The sequence below is a fragment of the Desulfobaculum bizertense DSM 18034 genome, from assembly GCF_900167065.1.
GTDB classification, from domain to species: Bacteria; Desulfobacterota; Desulfovibrionia; order Desulfovibrionales; family Desulfovibrionaceae; genus Desulfobaculum; species Desulfobaculum bizertense.
Genome location: NZ_FUYA01000010.1, coordinates 20,861 through 40,737, shown reverse-complemented (window position 1 = coordinate 40,737; position 19,877 = coordinate 20,861). Strand labels below are relative to the sequence as shown.

Annotated in this window: 17 protein-coding genes; 8 read left to right on the top strand and 9 right to left on the bottom strand. The window is 52.1% G+C overall.

All coding sequences use genetic code 11. The annotated features are described in order from the left end of the window. Positions 1-173: 173 nt before the first annotated feature. Positions 174-701, bottom strand: coding sequence for a hypothetical protein (locus tag B5D23_RS12835; RefSeq protein ID WP_078685850.1), 528 nt, complete (start codon positions 699-701; stop codon positions 174-176). Between the two features lie 725 nt (positions 702-1,426). Next, a complete protein-coding gene (locus tag B5D23_RS12830) occupies positions 1,427-2,341 on the bottom strand; it encodes a Tim44 domain-containing protein (RefSeq protein WP_078685849.1) in 915 nt (304 codons plus the stop codon). 159 nt (positions 2,342-2,500) lie between these two features. On the opposite strand from B5D23_RS12830, the gene B5D23_RS12825 reads away from it, so the two are divergent. Further along, the gene (locus B5D23_RS12825; protein ID WP_078685848.1) at positions 2,501-2,779 is read left to right on the top strand and encodes a peptidylprolyl isomerase; all 279 of its coding nucleotides are present in this window, start codon (positions 2,501-2,503) and stop codon (positions 2,777-2,779) included. Positions 2,780-2,845: 66 nt separating this feature from the next. Here the strand turns inward: B5D23_RS12825 and B5D23_RS12820 are convergent, their stop codons facing one another. Next, positions 2,846-3,439, bottom strand: a complete 594-nt coding sequence (locus B5D23_RS12820) for a TetR/AcrR family transcriptional regulator (protein ID WP_078685847.1) — start codon at positions 3,437-3,439, stop codon at positions 2,846-2,848. 234 nt (positions 3,440-3,673) lie between these two features. Beyond that, entirely contained in the window at positions 3,674-5,980 is a 2,307-nt protein-coding gene (locus tag B5D23_RS12815) for a methyl-accepting chemotaxis protein (protein WP_159446005.1), read from the bottom strand. A 448-nt stretch (positions 5,981-6,428) separates the two neighbouring features. On the opposite strand from B5D23_RS12815, the gene B5D23_RS12810 reads away from it, so the two are divergent. Then, entirely contained in the window at positions 6,429-6,773 is a 345-nt protein-coding gene (locus B5D23_RS12810) for a NifB/NifX family molybdenum-iron cluster-binding protein (protein ID WP_159446004.1), read from the top strand. 190 nt (positions 6,774-6,963) lie between these two features. Here the strand turns inward: B5D23_RS12810 and B5D23_RS12805 are convergent, their stop codons facing one another. The 3 genes from B5D23_RS12805 to B5D23_RS12800 form a co-directional block, all read right to left on the bottom strand. Beyond that, positions 6,964-8,073, bottom strand: coding sequence for an FUSC family protein (locus B5D23_RS12805; RefSeq protein ID WP_078685844.1), 1,110 nt, complete (start codon positions 8,071-8,073; stop codon positions 6,964-6,966). Positions 8,074-8,525: 452 nt separating this feature from the next. Further along, entirely contained in the window at positions 8,526-8,621 is a 96-nt protein-coding gene (locus tag B5D23_RS14935; RefSeq protein ID WP_144012622.1) for a MetS family NSS transporter small subunit, read from the bottom strand. A gap of 3 nt (positions 8,622-8,624) precedes the next feature. Beyond that, complete coding sequence (locus tag B5D23_RS12800) at positions 8,625-10,127, bottom strand: sodium-dependent transporter (RefSeq protein ID WP_078685843.1); 1,503 nt, start codon at positions 10,125-10,127, stop codon at positions 8,625-8,627. Between the two features lie 589 nt (positions 10,128-10,716). On the opposite strand from B5D23_RS12800, the gene B5D23_RS15085 reads away from it, so the two are divergent. Continuing rightward, entirely contained in the window at positions 10,717-10,890 is a 174-nt protein-coding gene (locus B5D23_RS15085; RefSeq protein WP_159446003.1) for a hypothetical protein, read from the top strand. Between the two features lie 178 nt (positions 10,891-11,068). On the opposite strand, the gene B5D23_RS12795 is transcribed toward B5D23_RS15085, so the two are convergent. Beyond that, a complete protein-coding gene (locus B5D23_RS12795; protein WP_078685842.1) occupies positions 11,069-11,317 on the bottom strand; it encodes a hypothetical protein in 249 nt (82 codons plus the stop codon). A gap of 566 nt (positions 11,318-11,883) precedes the next feature. On the opposite strand from B5D23_RS12795, the gene B5D23_RS12785 reads away from it, so the two are divergent. The 5 genes from B5D23_RS12785 (at position 11,884) to B5D23_RS12765 (ending at position 18,467) form a co-directional block, all read left to right on the top strand. After that, positions 11,884-14,316, top strand: coding sequence for a c-type heme family protein (locus B5D23_RS12785; RefSeq protein WP_078685840.1), 2,433 nt, complete (start codon positions 11,884-11,886; stop codon positions 14,314-14,316). After that, positions 14,309-15,727, top strand: coding sequence for a sigma-54-dependent transcriptional regulator (locus tag B5D23_RS12780; protein WP_078685839.1), 1,419 nt, complete (start codon positions 14,309-14,311; stop codon positions 15,725-15,727). Before B5D23_RS12785 ends, B5D23_RS12780 begins: the two co-directional genes overlap by 8 nt. Before the next feature lie 390 nt (positions 15,728-16,117). Further along, a complete protein-coding gene (locus tag B5D23_RS12775) occupies positions 16,118-16,600 on the top strand; it encodes an Lrp/AsnC family transcriptional regulator (RefSeq protein ID WP_078685838.1) in 483 nt (160 codons plus the stop codon). A gap of 131 nt (positions 16,601-16,731) precedes the next feature. Continuing rightward, the gene (gene ald, locus B5D23_RS12770; protein WP_078685837.1) at positions 16,732-17,835 is read left to right on the top strand and encodes an alanine dehydrogenase; all 1,104 of its coding nucleotides are present in this window, start codon (positions 16,732-16,734) and stop codon (positions 17,833-17,835) included. A 209-nt stretch (positions 17,836-18,044) separates the two neighbouring features. After that, positions 18,045-18,467: a PPC domain-containing DNA-binding protein gene (locus tag B5D23_RS12765; RefSeq protein WP_078685836.1), complete on the top strand. Its 423-nt coding sequence runs from the start codon at positions 18,045-18,047 to the stop codon at positions 18,465-18,467. 101 nt (positions 18,468-18,568) lie between these two features. Here B5D23_RS12765 and B5D23_RS12760 read toward each other — a convergent pair whose 3' ends face one another. Further along, entirely contained in the window at positions 18,569-19,873 is a 1,305-nt protein-coding gene (locus B5D23_RS12760; RefSeq protein ID WP_200803668.1) for a FliI/YscN family ATPase, read from the bottom strand. Positions 19,874-19,877 lie beyond the last annotated feature (4 nt).

Genomic DNA, 19,877 nt, shown 5'->3' with positions numbered 1-19,877 from the left:
GCATATCCAGCTTTTATAAATTTCCAGAAAAGAAGTTTAAGCTTAGCACGCTTTCCCCTCTGCGCTCAATGAAAAGACTCCCCTCCGCTCAGCGTGTCCCCCGCCACAGGGTACAAAAAAAGCCCAGAGAAAATCTCCGGGCTTCAAATCCTGCAAACAGGAAAAATGCGTGTTTATGCAACGTTACGAAGACCGCAACGGAGCATCTTTTCTCCACACTGGAACATGATCTTCACCTTATCGTTATCAATAAGCTCAGAAACATATCCGGTGCCAAACTTGGAGTGCTCAACAACATCATCCAGCTCAAAAACCGTATCAATCGTATACGGCTTAGGATCGCCGTGGCTGCGAGCCATAAGCGCTCTCTCCCACAGCTTGCGCACTGCTTCCTGGTTCACGGCAGGATGCGCGGACTGGGACTTTTTGCGGCTCGTACGCTTCGCAGGAGCGGATGTCGTGCCGGTCGTCACCTTGCGAACCGGACTCACTCTCCCACCAGAACGCTTCACTACAGTGGGAGCTGAGCTGCTCTTTGCGACCCGCGGTGGACGGTGCTTATGCATGCTTCCACAGGCACAGCACTGAACCTTGATTACTTCACCGTCAACCATCGCGACAATGATGTGATTTGTGATGTCCTTACACCGAGAACAGCGGGACTCAGTATATCCCCCAACAGTAAGCTTCTTCGTGGCCATACGTCTGTCAATCCTTGTATCGAAGTCATTGCAAACAAAAAACCACAAGGTTGGCCTTGTGGTTGCGCTGCTCAAAATGCGTCCCACGTCGTAGACTTTTCCGAGAGCTATTGCAAGCCCTCTTGCCAAGCAGCTCGCGGTTCAAAGCTCTTTCAGCAACAATTCCAAGAAAATAGCACTCAAAAGAAAGATACCCCAAAGGTCCTACTTCTCCACCTGCACCCCAAAAAAAAGCCCGGCCAAAGCCGGGCTGCACCTGTGTTGTTATTTATAAAAACTTTTTTATTGGGGCGCTGGGGGGACGAGACTCCGTCTCGTGCTCTGCAAGGGGCGCTGCCCCTTGACCCCGCCCAAGGACGAGGCCCTTGGGAATCCCGCTTTCGCTGTTTTGAACAGGTTGGCGGGATGAGAGCTTCGCTCTCCTCTCCGCCAACCTGTTCAAAACAGCTAGTGGAGATTTCCCGAGCGCGTATTTTCTTTCTGAACGCAAGCGTTCAGAAAAAAAATAGTGGCAACTCGCCAAAGAGACAGAGGCTCTCGACGTTATGCCCAACAAGTTTGAATTTCATTCACGCGAAGCGTGGAGGGAATTCAAACTCGATGAGGATACGTAAGGGAATCATTCCCTTACGCGGGGGTTTGGGGGCTGGCCCCCAATTTCCCCACCCACCCATCCAGCGCTAACGCGCTGGGGCAGGCTCCCAATTTTTACCACCCAAAACACATTATGCTTCGAGCTGCTGAATACCATCGAGGAGCCACATTCCGCCAGAATGAGAGAGGAAGTGCCATACTTCTCTCACCTGCTCAGAGCTTCCGCCGCGTTCTTCACGCAGGAGGGCGTCAAAGTAGACAGTGGCGATAGTCTGAGTACCCTGCTCCTGAACTTCGAGGAGTCGGGCGTCCAGCATAAGGATATCAGTCTGCGAGGGGTTGGGGTCCTGCGCAGCCTGAGCTTTAATTTCGGAAAGAACGGCCGGGGTCACGAACTGCGACACGTCGTCAAAGTCTCTCGTGTCCCATGATTTTTGAAGCCGGGTGTAGGAGAGCTTTGCTCCTTTGAGGAACTCATCCGTATTAAAACCAGCGGGAACGGAGATTTCTGGTTCCTGGGAGGAGGAGGCCTGAGCGCCCAGGTTCCCCCAGCTTGCTTCAGCAGAGCTTCTGGCAGAGGAGCTGCCATAGTCTGTACTGTTCATATTCATGTTGGAGTTCGGCCCGGCACCACCATACGAAAGCCCTGCTCCCTGACCGGCGTAATCAGTTGCTCTTTTTCGTCCCCGGAAAAACTTGAGGGCAAAAAAGACCAAAAGGCCAATCAGCAAAATATCCATGAATCCGCCACCCGTGAAGGGGTGCCCAAAAAAGAGGGAACCGAGGAGTGAGCCAGCAAGCATGCCGCCCAGAAAACCACCGAAGCCACCCAACCGAGGGCGCTTATTGGTAGAATTCGTCGCAGAATTCATAGACTGCCGAGTGCTCTGCTGCCGGACGGGTTTTGAGTAACTGTGTGAGTAACTCTTGCTCCCACCAAAGGAGCGTCCGCCGCCGAAGCGTTTTGCACTGGCATAGTCGACCGCTGTCGCAGTAAGCGTTATTGCGACAAGGGGAATAAGAAAGAATTTCAGAATCTTGTTCATTTGACTCTTCCAGTTGTTGTGGTGCGTTCATACCCTATAAGGCTGCGAAAGAGGGTGTCAAGAAAGGCAAGCGCGCTTGCATCCCGATAAAAGCCGTGGCACTGTGCCCGAAATCGAGTGTAGAATACCTCTGCGGTATTCAGAAATAAGGAGAAAACAATGGCAACATGTGTAGCAAGTCACATTCTTGTTGATACAAAAGAAAAGTGCGAAGAGCTGAAAAAGCAGATTGAAGAAGGTGCAGATTTCGCAGAAGTTGCACGCCAGCACTCCAGCTGCCCCTCTGGCCGCCGCGGTGGTGATCTTGGTTCTTTCCGCCCCGGAATGATGGTTCCGGAATTTGATACCGTCTGCTTCAACGAAGAAGTCGGCAAGGTTCACGGTCCGATCCAGACGCAGTTTGGATACCACCTGATCCTTATCCGCGAGCGGAGCTAATCCCTCTTGAGACGACAAAAGCCGGAGCAGATGCTCCGGCTTTTTTATTTTCAAAATTCTGTATGCCTACCATTTCTTGGTGGGCCGTAGAAACAGCTCCAAATGACTCCGGACCGCAGCCGGGTCAACCTGATCCTCAGAAAGGTAGCCAAAATACCGCATTCTGGTCATGCCCAAGACAAGGGAACAGACCATCGTGCAGACGGTTTTCACATCAATATCGTTTCGGATTGTGCCTTCATCAGCCCCGCGTTTAAGTACCTCCAAAATACAGTCATGAATGTAGTCATGAATCGCGGCCAGCTCGTCCTGAAGTTCGGTATCTCCGTGCCCGGCGCGGAGCGGGGCATCGCGAAAAATCAAACTAAAGTACCGGCTGTTCTTGCGGACAAAGGCTGAGTATTCCTCAAGAATACTACTAATCTGACCAAAACCACCAAGGGGCGTGCTTTCCTCTAGGACGGCATCTATTGCATTTTCCAGCTCCTGCCGGAGATCACGGATAAGGTGGAGAAAAATCTCATCCTTTGATGAAAAATGCCGATAAATACTCCCCTCTGAAATGCCCGCCTCCCGTGCAAGGAGACTTGTTGGAGTGCTTGCAAAGCCTCTCTCAGAAAAGAGACGGGCGGCAGCTTCCAAAATCTTCTGCTGGGTCATCGTAATCCCTTCCGTTTCAGTTGTACTGCTGTATTCCACTCTGCATGTTGATGCCTAGTCTCACATTGGCGGCTCGTCAACCACTCTAGTGTGCCTTTTTCATCTATTGCGCATCTTTTTAAGACTGTGTTGCACACGCAATATACAGAGTACAAAGAAAAAAGAAAAGGCGGGCTCATTAATACAAGCCCGCCGATACATACGTTCATCAGAATTGATTCAATAGACTATCCGTTACTTCTCTACAGAATTAATAATATCCTGTAACTCTCCTGCAAGTCGGGCAAGATCTGTGACAGCCTGAGCAGACTGTCCCATTGCATCCGCAGTCTCGTCGGTAATCTTGTTCATCTCCTCTGCAGATTTGCTGATCTGATCGCTTGCCGCAGACTGTTCTTCTGCAGCACTCGCAATAGACTGAACCTGATTGCTGGTCTCCTGAACCATGTCCCGAATGGAGCGCAGGGCACCAATCGCCTGATCGGTGTGCGAACTGATCTGCTGCATCACGTGCTTGGACTGGTCCATCTCAGCAATGGTGCTCTCAGTGCCTTCCTGAATATCGGAAACAGCGACGCCAACTTCCTTGGTCGCACTCATCGTCTTTTCTGCCAGCTTGCGGACCTCATCTGCAACAACGGCAAAACCGCGACCAGCATCACCAGCCCGCGCCGCCTCAATTGCCGCGTTCAGAGCCAGCAGATTCGTCTGGTCAGCAATATCCTCAATGACCTGAACAATATTCGTAATGCCTCCGGCCTTGGCTCCGAGTCCCTTCATGGATTCGTCGACCCTCTTAAAGCCTTCGTGAACATTATCAAAGCCCTTGATGACACGACCAACAACCTCAGTTCCTTCTCCTGCGGTGGAGCGTGCATTCTCAGCAGTCTCTGCGGCAGAGGCAGCATTACGCGCGACCTCCAGCACCGAAGCATTCATCTGCTCAATGGCAGTTGCGGACTCAGAGGCCATAGCCCGCTGCTCGTCAGCACCCTTGGATGACTGGTCAATCTGAGCAGAAAGCTCTTCCGACGCCGAAGCGACCTGATCGGAAACAACAATGGCACGCTGGGCAACCTTTTCAATGAGAACGTTCTTCTCTTCAATCGCGAGCTGCTGAGAACGGACCTCTGTCAGATCAAACCACAGCGTCATTGCTCCACTAATCTTTCCATCAAAGTCCTTGATCGGGGTCGCAATGATCGAAAAGACACGCTGCTCACCCTTATGCGTCGTGTAATTGACCTCCTGCTCCACCTGCCGCTTTTCTTCCAAAGCAACATGAAGTGCAGTCTTGTGCTTGGGGTCCTTAAAGGCAAACTCACCCGAAGGCATTCCATAATACTCTTCTGGCTTGCCTGTAAGGCCAACAGCATCAAGCATAGGCTGGTTGACGAAAGTCAGACGTCCCTCTGTATCACCAACCCCACAAGGCATGGCCGTCCCTTCAAGCACACCCTGCGCAAAGGCAAGGCGCTCACGAAGCTGATCAGTCATCTGCCTGATGTGTCCTGCCACCTCAGCAAGCTCGAGCTTAAAGTTCCCGCGCAACTCAGCATTCAGATCACCCTTGGCAACGCCCTCGGCAAAGTGCTGAATGCGAGCCAAAGGCTCCATGATGAAGCGCCACAGCACAAAGGCAATCATCGCACTCAGAACCAGAATCGTCACAACGCCAATCAAAAGCAGGACATTCCGGATATGCAGGGCGTCCGCTTCAAGATCACGCTCATACGCCGTGGTGACCACGGTCCAGCCGAAGTCTTTATCCTTAATGAAATGTGCGACCTTGCGATGTCCGTCCAAAGTGTAACGGACCTTGCCGAAGTCAGAATTTTCAATCTGGCTCTCATAGGAACCAAGCATATTTTTTTTCAGCAACACAGAGGGATCAGGGTGAGAAATAACCCGCATGTTCTGGTCATACATGTAGGCATACCCGCTCTTGCCAAAGGAAAGCGGTGCAACAACCTTGTCGCTAAAATTCTGCCAGTCCACGCTCACGGCAATGCCGCCCATCAGCGCGCCCCCTCTCAGCACCGGAGCCATAACGACAAAAACAAGGCGGTTCGTTACTGGTGACCGAACGATTTCCGGATTCACCACAACGCCGCTCGCATTCCGAATATGCCGCAAAAAGCCATATTCCTTTGCATCCCGTCCCCGCAGCTTGTCTCCCTTGAAACTGGTTCCTGCAACAACGTAGCCGTCTTTGTTAAAAAGCATGATGGCTTCGATATTATCCTGCGACGCCAAAAGTTTTTTAAACTCTCCAACAAGCTCATAATCAGCATCCTGCAAAATCGCCCGCTGTGCTGCCCGCTGAAGCGACAGCGCCAGAGTCATGGATTTTGCATTATCAACATATGCATCCAGCTCGTGGAGAACAGAATCCCCAAGATCATCCATCAGCACGTCACTAGCCTCATGGCTCACAGACAGAACTGATCTTCCGGCATAGAAAACAATCGCCGCCACCGACAGCGAAATAACCAGAACCCCCATCAACACAAATCGGGTAGTAATACTCCGAAACTTCACAACAACCTCCAAAGGCGAAACACCTTGCATGACGTTTTGTAAACGCTTGTACGCCCTAAAAAAGGGACTGTGAGTGCTCATGTCACAGTCCCTGAGAAAAATGCAGACAGCACAGCATCGCCCAAGCTGCAAAACATCCTGGGTGGATTGCGTACACCATGCTTCCCTGTCACATTCTCAGTATCTCAACATTCCAGCCGTTCTAAGGCGCCCTTCTCTCAAAAAAAGCGACTTAAATATAAATGATTATGAATAGACGCTTTTGAAGCTTTGCGCATCGTGTGCTACGCTTCAAAAATACCCGTAAGAACCCGACGTGGGCGAAAGACACGCCCGAAAGGCGCGATACTCGCCCACTTTCCCCAAGTATTTCGGGATTTGTATCAATTAAGTTATCGGTAATTATTATCTTTTCTTTATGGCATCAAGTTTGCCTACTGGAGAAAATATGGGAAAACCAAAACTTATTGCGGTGTGCAGTTCTGGCACAAGCCCCGACAGCCTTGTGGAGCCTGTTGTTGGTCGAGCAGATTATTTTCACCTTGTGGATATACAAACTGACCAGCGCGACATTCTCCCCAACAGCTTTCGAGATCTGCAGGAAGGTTGCGGCATTCATGTTGCACAGGCTCTGTCTGCAAAGCATGTTGATGCCATCCTTGCTGGCAACTGCGGCCCAAAGGCTGCCCGCGCCCTGCGCGAGGCTGGCATCCAGGTTGTCTACCCCTTTAGTGGTACGGTAACGGAAGCAGTACAGGCATTCATTGAATCCCTGCACGAAATGAACAGCTAGCTGCTCCCAACGCCCCCAAACCATCCATTCTCCTTCTGGCAAAAGAAGTACACAAGACGCTTCTCTTGCCCGGGCGAAATATTCGCCCACCATCCTCATCCCACGAAAAAGAGGCTGCTCCATAACGGAACAGCCTCTTTTTTATTCACAAGAAAGCATAATGTCTCTTGTAGACAACAAAAGTTTGAGTCTAGTGCTTCTGGCGACTCCAAGCCTTCAGCATTCTGCGATGTGCCTTGTTCTTCCGGGCTTCTTCCAAATCACCACTTAGAGTAAACAGCGTTTCTCCAAAGTGGAACATGATTTGATAAAGAGAGAAAAACTGGGTCATCATGCGCACATCCAGCGGATGTGTCACTTCTCTGTGCCGAAGTTCAATAAGTTTCGATTCCAGCGTTGAAAGTGCCATGAGCAACGCCCGGCGGTCCACGTCTTTCACGTGCGTGCCGAGGTCCAGCATCACGGTTGCCGACTTGCCCGCAAGGTCTCGAAGTTCCCGCTCCAGCAGCAGCACTGTGCTGCACCGCTGGTCTCCGGTCTGGAGGATTCGCAGCATCGTCTGAATATCTTCTGCAAGCAGACGAACACCGTGCACAAGGATACTCAGCTCTTTCAGTTCCTTATGGAAAAACAGCGTCTCGTGGCGAATAATCGACCGGTTCTGCTGGCGGTTCTGGTACAGCTTGTCTTCAACGTCATTCAGGAAGTCATCCGAAAGCGTCACGCTTCCAACCATGAAGCTGTCAACAATACGGCAATACGCCGTCGTAAACAGTTGCAGCTCTTCCTTCACGTCATTTCGCAGTTTATCCACGCCAGACACAGGCCAGATCAGCAGCGAAACAGCAAAAGCACTCAGCACTCCGACTGAAATTTCCAGCACTCGGAAAAATGCGAAGCTCAGCCGTTCTGGGTGCCCCATACTTCCCATAAAGATAATCGTCAGCGTGATCGCCGCCATCTTGTATCGCGGGTTATATCGCGTCATAAATGCGCAAAACGCCGAGCCAAAGAAAAATGACACCAGGTGCCATTCAAAAGTTGGCGGCGTAATCAGAATCAGCCCCGCCGCAATCAGTGCACCAAGGAAAGTTCCAGAAAAACGGTACCAGCACATCTTGATGGAGTCCGCAATGGTCAGCTGCATCACAATGACTGACGTCAGCGATGACCAGTATACGAACTCAAAGCCGCACAAAGTAGAGGCAATGGTCGCAACAACTGCGGCTATGCCAACTTTCACTCCGTGGCGAAGCTGAAGCCGTGTTCTATATGAAATTGAAGAAAGTCTAAATGACATCTCTACCCTGCTGCTACATCAGCATGTTAAAAAAATTCGCGCGTCTTGCTCCACACACAAAAAACGCAGTTTCACCCCACAGCTCTCAAAACGCGTTGCACTTTTCTGCAAAACACAGCACCAAAGTGAGTACTTCCGCGTTTCCGCCATGCACTGTCGCTCTGTCATGGAGCCTTTTGCTTTAGAGTCGGCTAGCTACTCCTCATTTCCGAACCCGTCAAGGACCAGCCCTGAACAGCTCGGAAACTCTCCTGATGCAGACATAGAACCGCACGCCACAGTTCTTCGGAAAGCTATGAATAGTGGTCTATTCTACCCTATTCCTCACGTACGCCAAAGCCCTTCCCCCTGCGTTCCTCTCTCTGCATCTGGTCAGACCAGACAGCAGGCGCAAACCACAAAAAAAGGGATGCCCATCATGAGCATCCCTTTCGCGTTATCAAAGTTTCTGTCTATTTGGCGGACATGGCCCGCTTCAGGCAAAGCACTGCTCCGCCCCACGTAATACCAAGTCCAACGCACATCATGATGATTGCTCCAGTTGTCATGGCTTACCTCCCAAGGGGATTTTTCAGGGTGGAAACAAAGTCAGGGGCACTGCGGCGAGTCTGGAGGAATACGCCCAGAACAACCGTGCCAGCAAACACAACCCAACCGTAAGAAATGATGCTCGACAGGGAGTACCCACCGTACAGCACCTTGAGGTCACCAACAAAGTTGGAGATCAGCAGGAACACCAGCATCGGAACTGTCAGGTAGCGCAGGCATGCGCTCCACACTGCACCAACATAGAACTCGGAGTAGCGATTCACGTGCTCACGAACCACCTCAAGGTTACACAGCCATGTGATAAAGAAGATCTCAATCACTGCTGCGCCCATGATGCCGAAGTTATTGATGAAGTGGTCGACGATGTCCAAAATGTACAGGCCAGCGCCAGTACAGAACACCAGAGAAATAACCAGACCACCACCGCACAGGATGCTTGCTGCACGCTTACGCTCCCAGCCAAGCTTATCCATAAATGCGGAAATACAGGCCTCCACAATGGAAATGTGGGAGCTGATACCAGCTGTCGTCAGCGCAAGGAAGAACAGCGTACCAAACAGTGCTGGCATCGGCATCAGGTTGATCGCCGTGGGCAGCGTAATAAACGCCAGACCAACACCGCTCGACACAACCTCTTTCACACCAACACCCTGCTGGGCTGCCATGTATCCAAGAACTGCAAAGATCATCACACCCGCAGACATTGAGAAACCGCAGTTAATAAAAACGGTCATGCAGGCGTTGTTGTTAATGTCTGCCTTTTTCGGCAGGTAACTGGAGTAAGCAATCATGATTGCAAAGCCAATGGACAGCGTAAAGAAGATCTGTCCGTATGCAGCAACCCAGACTTTATAGTTCGTCAGAGCACTGAAATCAGGCTTGAACAGCCAGTTCAATCCGTTCATGGCACCATCAAGGGTCACCACTCGGGCAATCATGACCAGAAGCAGAATAAACAGCGTCGGCATAAGCACTTTGCCCGCACGCTCAATTCCTGCTCGAACTCCAGAAACAAGGCACACCCATGTGATGGCCCATGCCAAAACAACGCTCAAAAGAACCGTCGTCTGCATGCCGCCCATGTCAAACGGTGAGCTGCTCAGACCAAGGTACTGTCCAAAGAAGAAGTCCTTGGGAGCATCGCCCCACGCCTGCGTTACGGCAAAGCCCGTGTAGGAAATCGACCAGCCAATAACCGCCACGTAGTACACGGCAATCACCGCTGCGACAAAAACCTGCATCCAGCCCAACCACTCCCACTTGGGATTGATCGCTGCAAATGTTTTGGGTGCTGAGCCTCGGAACTTGTGACCAAGCCCAAACTCAAGAATCATGAAGGGGATGCCCGCTGTGAGCATCGCAAAAATGTAGGGAATCAGAAATGCCCCGCCGCCATTCTCATACGCCATATACGGAAAACGCCAGATGTTTCCTAACCCAATGGCAGACCCAACGGCCGCGAGGATAAAACCAACCCTCGAACCCCACTGTTCGCGCTGTGACATGTCACACCTTCCCTAAAAAGATATACTATCTCAAATTCATACTCTCTACGGTCATCTACCTTTTGCGTGCACTCCATAGCGCAAGCAACCCCTATAGGTAACGCCGTCGACCTCTTCGCAGAAAAAGATCTCAAATACCCTTGCTCTATATACTATAAGAATATTTGAACCTCGTCCTACGAAATTATTTCACTAACGCGATTTCCCGAACCCGTCTAGACCCTTTCTTACATTGCAGTTTTTACTTTTACAAAATTTCTGCATAACAGTTTTTCCACCCCCCCAGTTTTACATGCCCTTTTTTTCCGTTCACCTTCTCCAAGCGTTTAAAAAAACTTTTTTCCACCCCCCTCCTCTTTATTTTACTTTCCCAAATGAAAGAAATTACGTGGCGCTATCTCGTATGGGGATGGGCGGGGACTCTGTCCCCGCACCTCTGCAAGGGGCGCTGCCCCTTGACCCCGCCCAAGGACGAGGCCCTTGGGAATCCCGCTTTCGCCCAAAATTACAGGGCCGGATGTGTGAAAGCCGTTGGCTTTCCCGTACATCCGGCCCTGTAATTTTGGCCTAGTGGGCGTTTCCCTAACGCGTGTTCTTTTGCCTTTTCCAGACCGCACTTATTTTCTTTCTGAACGCAAGCGTTCAAAAAGAAAATGGTGGTGAACTCGCAGAAGAGAAAGAAGCTCTCGACGTTATGCCCAACAAGTTTGAATTTCATTCACGCGAAGCGTGGATGGAATTCAAACTCGATGAGGATACGTAAGGGAATCATTCCCTTACGCGGGGTCCGGGGCTGGCCCCGGTTCTCTTCCCACTCGCCCATCCTGCTCTACGCGCTCCCCACCCGCCCATACAGCACTCAATTGCCATAAAAAAAAGCCCCCTAACGGGGGCTTGAGGTGCGCTTTGCTATGGAGGAGAAGGAGCGAGGCGAAGCCGCTTTAGAAGTCATACCATGGCCACTCAAGGTTTGCGCGGAGTTCCTGTCTTGAGACGGAATCCTTGTAGTTCTTGTGCCGACGGGGGGAGTGTGGGACGCGGGTATTGCCGTAGATCCCGAGGAGTCTGTTCCTTTCCTGCTCGTCAAGGTCGAACCCAATTCGCTTTATGATGGGAGCCTGCTCAGTGCGAGAAGCAAAGATCTTCCGACCAACGCGCTCTCTGTCTGCAACTCTCTGTCTATCTATCATAAGGTCCTCCTTGGGCTAGAGGTGAATTCACATAGGGTCTTGAGCCATTGTCTGTACGATATGAACCCTGCGTCCCAAAGTCGACCGCGTTTGTCGGCATTCCTCGTGCAAAAAACACAGTCTAATCCGAAAAAAACTGCTTATATCAATCTTTTGCAGCTTATTGTTCTTTTTCTCACAAAACCGCCAACCAACACGATTGGCCAAAACTCTTGCCACTGTGTAGAGTATTGCCGCTTGATGAGAAAAGCCAAATCTCGCCATGCAAAGCCTTCCTCTGCTTCTCACGCAAGCCTTACCCCACATAGCTTTTGAAGTTTTTCTGCTCATACTCCCACGCAGTTCAGCTCTTTTGCCAGCGCCCGCAACGAATCCATAAAAAGCGGCTCAAAAAAGACATCTTGAAGAAACCTCGCAGAGTACTTGTTCGAAAAAGAACTTGAAATATTCCTCCCTTTTTCTCGATATTTCGAAGAAATAGAGCATGCGATGTTGTGACTTGCAGGACAGAGAGGGTGTGACTAGACTACGCCGGAGAAAGCCCTCACCCCAACAAATGAGAAACCATGCGAGTTGCCCGCCCGAAAAAGCTCCAGACAAAATTTTTGCTCGGTCTTGCAGGCATTGCCCTGTGCGGCGGGCTTATCTTTGCATGCGGCCTGTACTTCCACCTGCGCTCACTGCTTGAGGCGGAGGTATCAAGCAAGTCGGCACTGCTCTTGAGTCAGGTTGAAGCTGTACGAACGTACGTCAGAAATACACTGCGCCCCAAAATGTATGAAGTCCTGCCAAACGGGGAATTTGTCATTGAGGGAATGAGTACGTCCTACATAACGCGAAAAGTCATGGATGAAATGGCGCTGAGCGGTGCGGAACCACATAACTACCGCCGAGTCGCAACAAACGCGCGAAATCCGCGCTACGAAGCCAACTCCAGAGAGCGGCAACTCATCGCCAAATTCCAGCATGACCCGACTTTGCAAAACTACTCAGGATTCGAAACGATTGCCGGGCAGGAATTCTTTGTACAGGCGCGTCCTGTGCGCTTTGTTGCGTCCTGTATGAAATGCCACGGCGTGCCAGAGGATGCACCCAAAGAACTGCTGGACCGCTACGGCACAACGCGAGGCTTTGGTCATACGCTGAATAGCATCGCGGGCGTGACTTCTGTCACCCTGCCCGTAGGCAGTGCCCTGTCTCGAATTCGCGGGGCAACGCTGGGCTATGTTTCACTGGCACTTGCGGGTGCGCTCTTTTCCTTTGCTATCGTCAATATCCTGTTTAACCGGGTTGTTGTGCACAATATGCGACGCCTAACTGATGTACTGGCAAGTCACTTCTTTGAGCAGGCAGATACAAAAGTTCTCGATGAGCTGGGCAAGGGAGATGAAATTGAAGATGTGCTTCTGGGGGTGGAGCAACTTGCCTCACACCTGAGTACGGCACGAAGAAAGCTGGAAAATTACGCGGTGAACCTCAAAAAAATGGTCGATGACCGCACCGCAGACCTGAGTTACGAGGCAATGGAGCGAAACACGGATGTGCAGCTCTTTGTCAGCCTGCTCAATGCCCTGAATGAAAGCCATACCCGCGAAGACCTGCTGCGGGGGGCGCTGCCCAAAATCGGGAAACGCTTCCGCCTGCAAAGCCTGACCTTTATTTGCACGCAGGGCATGCAAAGCTATTATACGTGGCCACAGCGAGACCAGGCACCTAAGTTGCCCCAAAACTGGACGGGTATCGTGGCGCACGGACAAACATATATTTCTCATAACTGTGCCTACATCCCAGTGCGCTCGTCCAACCACTCCATAGAGGGCTACCTCTGCCTGTTCTTTGAAGACAACTCCGAACTGGAACCGGGACAGGTGCGAGAAATCCTGACCGCAGTAGGCCAGCAGCTTGGTATCGCGCTGGAGAACCTCACAGCGCTGGATACACTGCTCACCCAGAACGCCATTCTGGAATCCATTGTTGAAGGCATTGCCGACCCGCTACTGCTCATTGATGAAGAGTGCAGCGTCATCCTGGCCAATAGCGCAGCACTGGCACTCGGCACCAACGGCGAAGGTCGGGGAGCAGAACAGGTATTGCATCGCTTTGGACTGAGCGCCAAAAAGGGGGAAACCTGCCCTCTGCAAATGATGCTCGTCAAAGGCGAACCTCTGTTCTATGAAGAAGAATTCAAGGATGGTCGTTCGTTCCAGATCTCTATTTATCCGGTGGCAAACTCAGCAAGTTCTGACACCCGGGCGGTTGTATATGCACGAGAGAACACCGCAGAAAAGCAGATGCTGGAACAGATGCAGCAGAACGAAAAGCTGGTCACAGTCGGCAAGATGGCGGCGGGACTGGCCCATGAAATCAATAATCCACTTGGCGTGATTGCCTGCTACGCAGAGCTGCTGCGCTCCACAAGTACAGAGGCTCAGGAACAGGCGGATATTTCCGTTATCCTGCGCCATACCAAACAGGCGCAACGCGTCTTGCAGGACCTGCTCAATTTTGCACGGCCGCGCCAGACCAGCACAGGACCGTGCCACCCCGCAGAAGTCCTGCGCATGGTGGGTGATGTCTTTAGCGTTCAGGCAGAGGCCAAACACAGCACACTGGAGCTGCGCATTCCAGAGGAACTGCCCCTGATTTCGGCAAGTACGGAAGCGCTGGAACAGATACTGTCGAACCTGCTGATTAACGCGCTGGACGCCATTCCACGGGATACGGGACGCATTACCGTCACGGCCCGGCACAATAGTGAAAAGAACACTGTCACCATTATCACCGCAGATAATGGGCCGGGTATTCCACGCAAAATAAGCTCACACATTTTTGACCCGTTCTTTACGACAAAAGACGTTGGGCAGGGCACGGGCCTTGGCCTTGCGGTTGTATATGGCCTTATCACCGATATAGGCGGCACCATTACCGTGCACAATGACGGCGGGGCCATTTTCACCATGACCTTTCCTGTAGCGGAGGCAGAGACACACAATGACTGAAAAGCACACATCTCGTACAGAGTCGATTCTGATTGTAGACGATCAGGAAGACTTTGCTCACGGGCTGGCGCGCCTGCTTCAGCGCAACTACCCGCAGGCAACACTGCACTGTGCCTCAGAGGGCAAGGACGCTCTGGAAATTCTGGAGCGGGAGGCAGTGGATCTGCTTTTTTCTGATATGCGAATGCCGGGCATGTCTGGGCTGGAACTCCTGCAAAAAGCCCTGCAAATTTCTCCGGAGCTGTCGGTCATTATGCTGACGGGCTACGGCACAATTGAAAGTGCGGTCGAGGCCCTCAAGTCAGGAGCCTATGATTTTCTGACCAAGCCAGTGGACCCAAGCACACTGTTTCGGGCCACACAAAAAGGGCTGGAACGTGCCCGACTTCTGGGTGAAAACTCCCGGCTCAAGCGGCTCATGGCCCAAAATGAACTGGGGTCCACACTCATTGGAGAATCCGCGGGCATGCTTCGCCTGCGCGATGCCATCGCCGCAGTTGCAGCCAGTGACTACACCGTGCTGATTACGGGCGAATCCGGAACGGGCAAGGAGCTTGTGGCCCGGGCGATTCGCAATGCCTCGGCACGGGCTGAAAAAGATTTTTTGCAGATCAATTGCCCGGCCATACCGAGCCAGCTGCTGGAGAGCGAACTTTTTGGTCATGTCAAAGGGGCGTTCACTGGTGCAGACCGTTCGCACAAGGGACTCTTTGTTGCGGCAGACGGCGGCACTCTGCTGCTGGACGAAATTGGAGATATTCCAATGGACATCCAGACCAAACTCCTGCGGGTCTTGCAGGAGCAGGAAGTCCGCCCCGTTGGCTCAAGCCAGTCCGTCAAGGTCGACGTCCGCATTCTGGCCTCGACGAATCAAAACCTTGAAGAAAAGATGCGCGAGGGGAAATTCCGCGAAGACCTGTTCTACAGGCTAAACGTGCTGAGCATCCACATCCCGACCCTCGACCGCAGAACAGATGACATTCCGATTCTGGCGCACCACTTCCTGACGCAGTCCTGCACAGAAATGAAACTCCCTCCCAAGGAAATCCGGCCGGAAGTTCTGGCGTACCTCGCCAGCAGAAACTGGCCCGGCAATGTCCGGGAACTGCAAAACATCATGCGACGGCTGGCGGTTTTTTCACAGGGAGATGTTATCGACATGCCGCTGGTTCGACTGGCAGAAACACAAACCAGCACAAGCGCGGAGCACGACGAGCTTCCTTTGTACAAAGACGCCAAAAATCGCCTTATAGACGACTTTACGCGGACCTATGTGACGGAGCTTCTCAAAAAGACTGACGGCAATGTCTCGGAGGCTGCCCGGCTCTCCGGGCTTGAGCGTGTCTCACTCCAGAAAATTTTGCGGCGACTCAGCATTGACGCAAGTCCCTTTCGCCACAAACACTCCTGATTTTTCCTTTCAAAAAATTTATGGCGGCCCTGTGTTCTTCCTTGGAAAGAATGCAGGGCTTTCGTATTCTACACGAGAAGGGTGCAAGCGTTTTGACTACAGTTCTTGTGCTGGACAGAACGACGCCGACAGTGCATTCACACAGAAAACCAGAGTAAAGGCCCTCAACGTACTGGCAGTAAAGGTTTTTTTCGCATCCAGGAAAAAGCTTGAACCACGAAGGGTTTTGTAAGGTTTTTCAAACACCTCTCTTGCATTTTTTAAAAAACTTTTACCTGTTTACGAAAAATTGTTGACAAAAATTTTTCAAATAAGATATTTGTCTTCACATGAACTTTCGAAATAGAAAGTTTAAAAAATTTTTCGGCAGCGGTTTACGGAGACCATCTTATGAAAGAGCAACTCGACCAGACAGACATTAAACTCGTCTCTCTCATGACCGAAGACGGCATGCAGTCCACAGGACGCCTTGCCGAGCGGATGGGCGTCACAGCCCCCACTATCCGGTCACGAATCAAGAACCTCGTCCATGACGGGTTGGTTCGAATTGCCGCAATGGTCGACCCCAACCGCGTGTCAGGAGTAAGCGTTGCCCTTGTTGGGCTTTGTGTACAAAGCCAAAACAAGCTTGACCACGCTATGGAACAGATTTCTCAACTTAATAATATCAACTGGGTAGCAGTCGTCACTGGCCGTTATGATCTGCTCGTAGAAATCGTGCTGACAGACGGCATCGATGGACTCTACCACTTTATTAATGAAGAACTGTCCCAGATCGGAGGCATCACCAATACGGAATCTTTTGTCGTCATGCAGTCCCGGCGCAAGTGGATCTTGCTTCCACAGGACGCCAGACATCGCGACAAAAACTGAAACGACTCATCTCACCTCCGCAAGTAGACAGGAATAGCCGGAAAGAGAAGGTCCCCTGCACAATACACCTTCTCTTTATGATAACCGCGTAAAAGCGGCAGTGTGCCCTAATCCCAACCAAGGATGGACTCATGATTATCGGCGTTCCCAAAGAGGTAAAGACACTCGAAAACCGTATTGCACTCACTCCCGGTTGCACCCAGACGCTTGTTCGCCGCGGGCATACCGTTCTCATTGAGCGCAACGCAGGCACTGGTAGCGGAATTACTGACGAAGAATTCCAGAAAGCTGGTGCAAAACTTGTCTCTGCAGAAGAGGCATGGGGTGCTGAGCTCGTCGTCAAGGTCAAAGAACCTATCCCCGACGAATTCCAGTACCTGCGTAAGGAGCAGATCCTGTTTACGTATCTGCACCTTGCCAATGACAGACCTTTGACAGAAGCCATGCTTCATTCTGGCTGTACCGGCATTGCGTACGAGACAGTCCAGCTGAAAGACGGAACCCTGCCGCTGCTCATGCCCATGAGTGAAGTTGCAGGCCGCATGGCCTCTCAGGTCGGTGCGCACTATCTGGAAAAATCCCAGAATGGCCGAGGAATTCTCCTTGGTGGCGTGCCCGGCGTTTCTCCTGGCGCAGTCGTGATTCTTGGTGCCGGCATTGTTGGTACCAACGCGGCAAAGATGGCTATGGGCCTTGGTGCTCAGGTCACGATGATCGATATTAACCAACGTCGCTTGGTGTACATTGATGACGTCTTTAACGGACGAATTATCACCATGTCTTCCACCGAGCATAACATCCGGCAGGCCGTCAAATACGCAGACCTGCTCATCGGTTCGGTTCTCATTCCCGGTGCAAAGGCCCCCCAGCTGGTCACCGCAGACATGATCCCGACCATGAAGCCCGGTTCCGTCGTTGTTGACGTTGCCATTGACCAGGGTGGCTGTATCGAAACCAGCAAGCCAACCACCCATCTCAAGCCCACCTACATGGTGGACGGTGTTCTCCACTACGGTGTGACGAACATGCCCGGTGCTGTACCGCGTACGTCGACGTTCGCTCTGACGAACCAGACTATCCCGTACATTCTGAAGCTTGCTGAACAAGGCGTGGACGCTGTGCGGAATGATGACGCACTGCTCCCTGGCCTGAATACATATAATGGCACTCTCACGTGTCATGCTGTCGGCGATGCCTTTGGCATGAAGTCGGTAGCACCGGAGGATATCCTCTAAGAAGCGTACTCTCGCATCTATCCTTGAACATGCGGAATTTTCCGCAAAAGGCCCCTCTGTCCCCCCTAGTAGAGGGGCCTTTTTCTCTCCTTTTTTTGCCCTTCCTTTTTCCCAAACGCATTTGACAGCAGTCCTCTTCCTGACGACCATACAAAAGCATCCACATACGTGGACGTGATGCTTTGCGCTCAACCTGAGGAGGAATTCATATGGATTACAGAAAATTTGGTTCCAAGCTGCTGATTCGACTGGACCCCGGCGAAGAGCTGGTCGCATCCCTCACTGAAATTTGCAAAAAAGAACAGATTGTCCTTGCCTCGGTGAGTGGCATTGGCGCAGTCAACCGCGTCACAGTGGGACTCTTCCGCACAAAGGAAAAAAAATATCTTTCTGACGAGCTGCGCGATGATTTTGAAATCACAGCGCTCGCTGGCAATGTGTCGACCATGAACGGTGAAACGTATCTGCACCTGCACATCACCGTGGCCAATGCCGAGCACAAAACCTTTGGCGGGCACCTGAACGAGGCGCATGTGAGCGCCACCGCAGAAATTGTTCTGGACATTCTGGATGGCGAGATTGACCGCTTTCACAGCGATGAGATCGGCCTGAACCTGCTCAAGTTTGATTAGCACCCACGCTCTGTTCTGCATAAAAAAAGACCGCTCTCCACAAGCGGTCTTTTTTTGTGAGGTGAAAACACCTCAGGCCTCGCCTGACAGACCATGCACCGTCAGGCAGCCCCTCCCTGCTGCATAAGCGCAACAAGGCCAGAATAACTTTCCTCAATGCCCGCACCAAACTCGACCTGCTGCTGCAAAAAATCTCGTTCAGGGCCAAACATTTCAATGGCCCGGTCAATCTCAGGATTTGACCCTTTGGCGTACGCGCCAATGTTGACCATGTCTTCCACCTTTCGATAGGTGGCGAGCTGCTGCACAAACTGACGCCCGGCATCCAGCACCTCGCGCGGTGCAATGTCCGAACGCAGTCGGGAAATACTTTTGAGCACATCAATGGCCGGGTAATGCCCCTGCCCTGCCAGCTCTCGCGTCAAGACAATGTGCCCGTCCAGAATTGAGCGCACTGCGTCAGCGATTGGTTCATTAAAATCGTCGCCATCAACCAGCACCGTATAAATGCCAGTAATGGTGCCCCGACCGGAACGGCCTGCCCGTTCAAGAAGTCGCGGCAGCGCGGCAAACACCGACGGCGTATAGCCACGGGTCGTCGGCGGCTCACCAGCCGCAAGTCCAACCTCTCGGCCAGCCATGGCAAAACGGGTCACCGAGTCCATCATCAGGAGCACGTCTTTGCCCTGATCGCGGAAGAACTCCGCAATGGTCGATGCGGCATACGCGGCGCGCATTCGCACGAGCGGGCTGCAATCCGAGGTCGCCACAACCAGCACGGAACGGTCCATGCCTTCGGGACCAAGGTCCTTTTCAATAAATTCCAGCACCTCACGCCCACGTTCACCAACAAGGGCAATTACGTTGACGTCAGCCTTGGTGTAGCGCGCCATCATGCCCATAAGCGTGGACTTGCCCACACCAGAACCAGCCATGATGCCCACGCGCTGGCCTTTGCCAAGGGTCACCAGACTGTTCACAGCACGCACACCCACGTCCAGCGGCTCGGTAATCCGGGGCCGCTCCAGCGGATTCAGCGGTTCGGCATAAAGCGGATAAAATGTTTCGGGAAGAATCGGATCACCGCTGTCCATTGGCTTGCCAAAGGCATCAACAGTGCGCCCCAAAAGCCCTTCTCCAACCGGAAAGAGCTGCGGGGTTGAGGTGTTGCGAATCAGCGTCCCCGGACGGATGCCGCGCATCTCGCCATAGGGCATGAACAGGCAGGCACCATCACGAAAGCCCACGACTTCGGCCTGAATCGGCCGTCCCTTTCTGCCCTCGGGCAACAGTTCGCACACCGCTCCAAGCGGTGCCTTGATGCCCCGACCTTCAGCAATCAGGCCAACAACCTTGCTGACCTTGCCAAAGACCTGACAGGGGTTCACGTCCTGCAAAATATTCATGCAG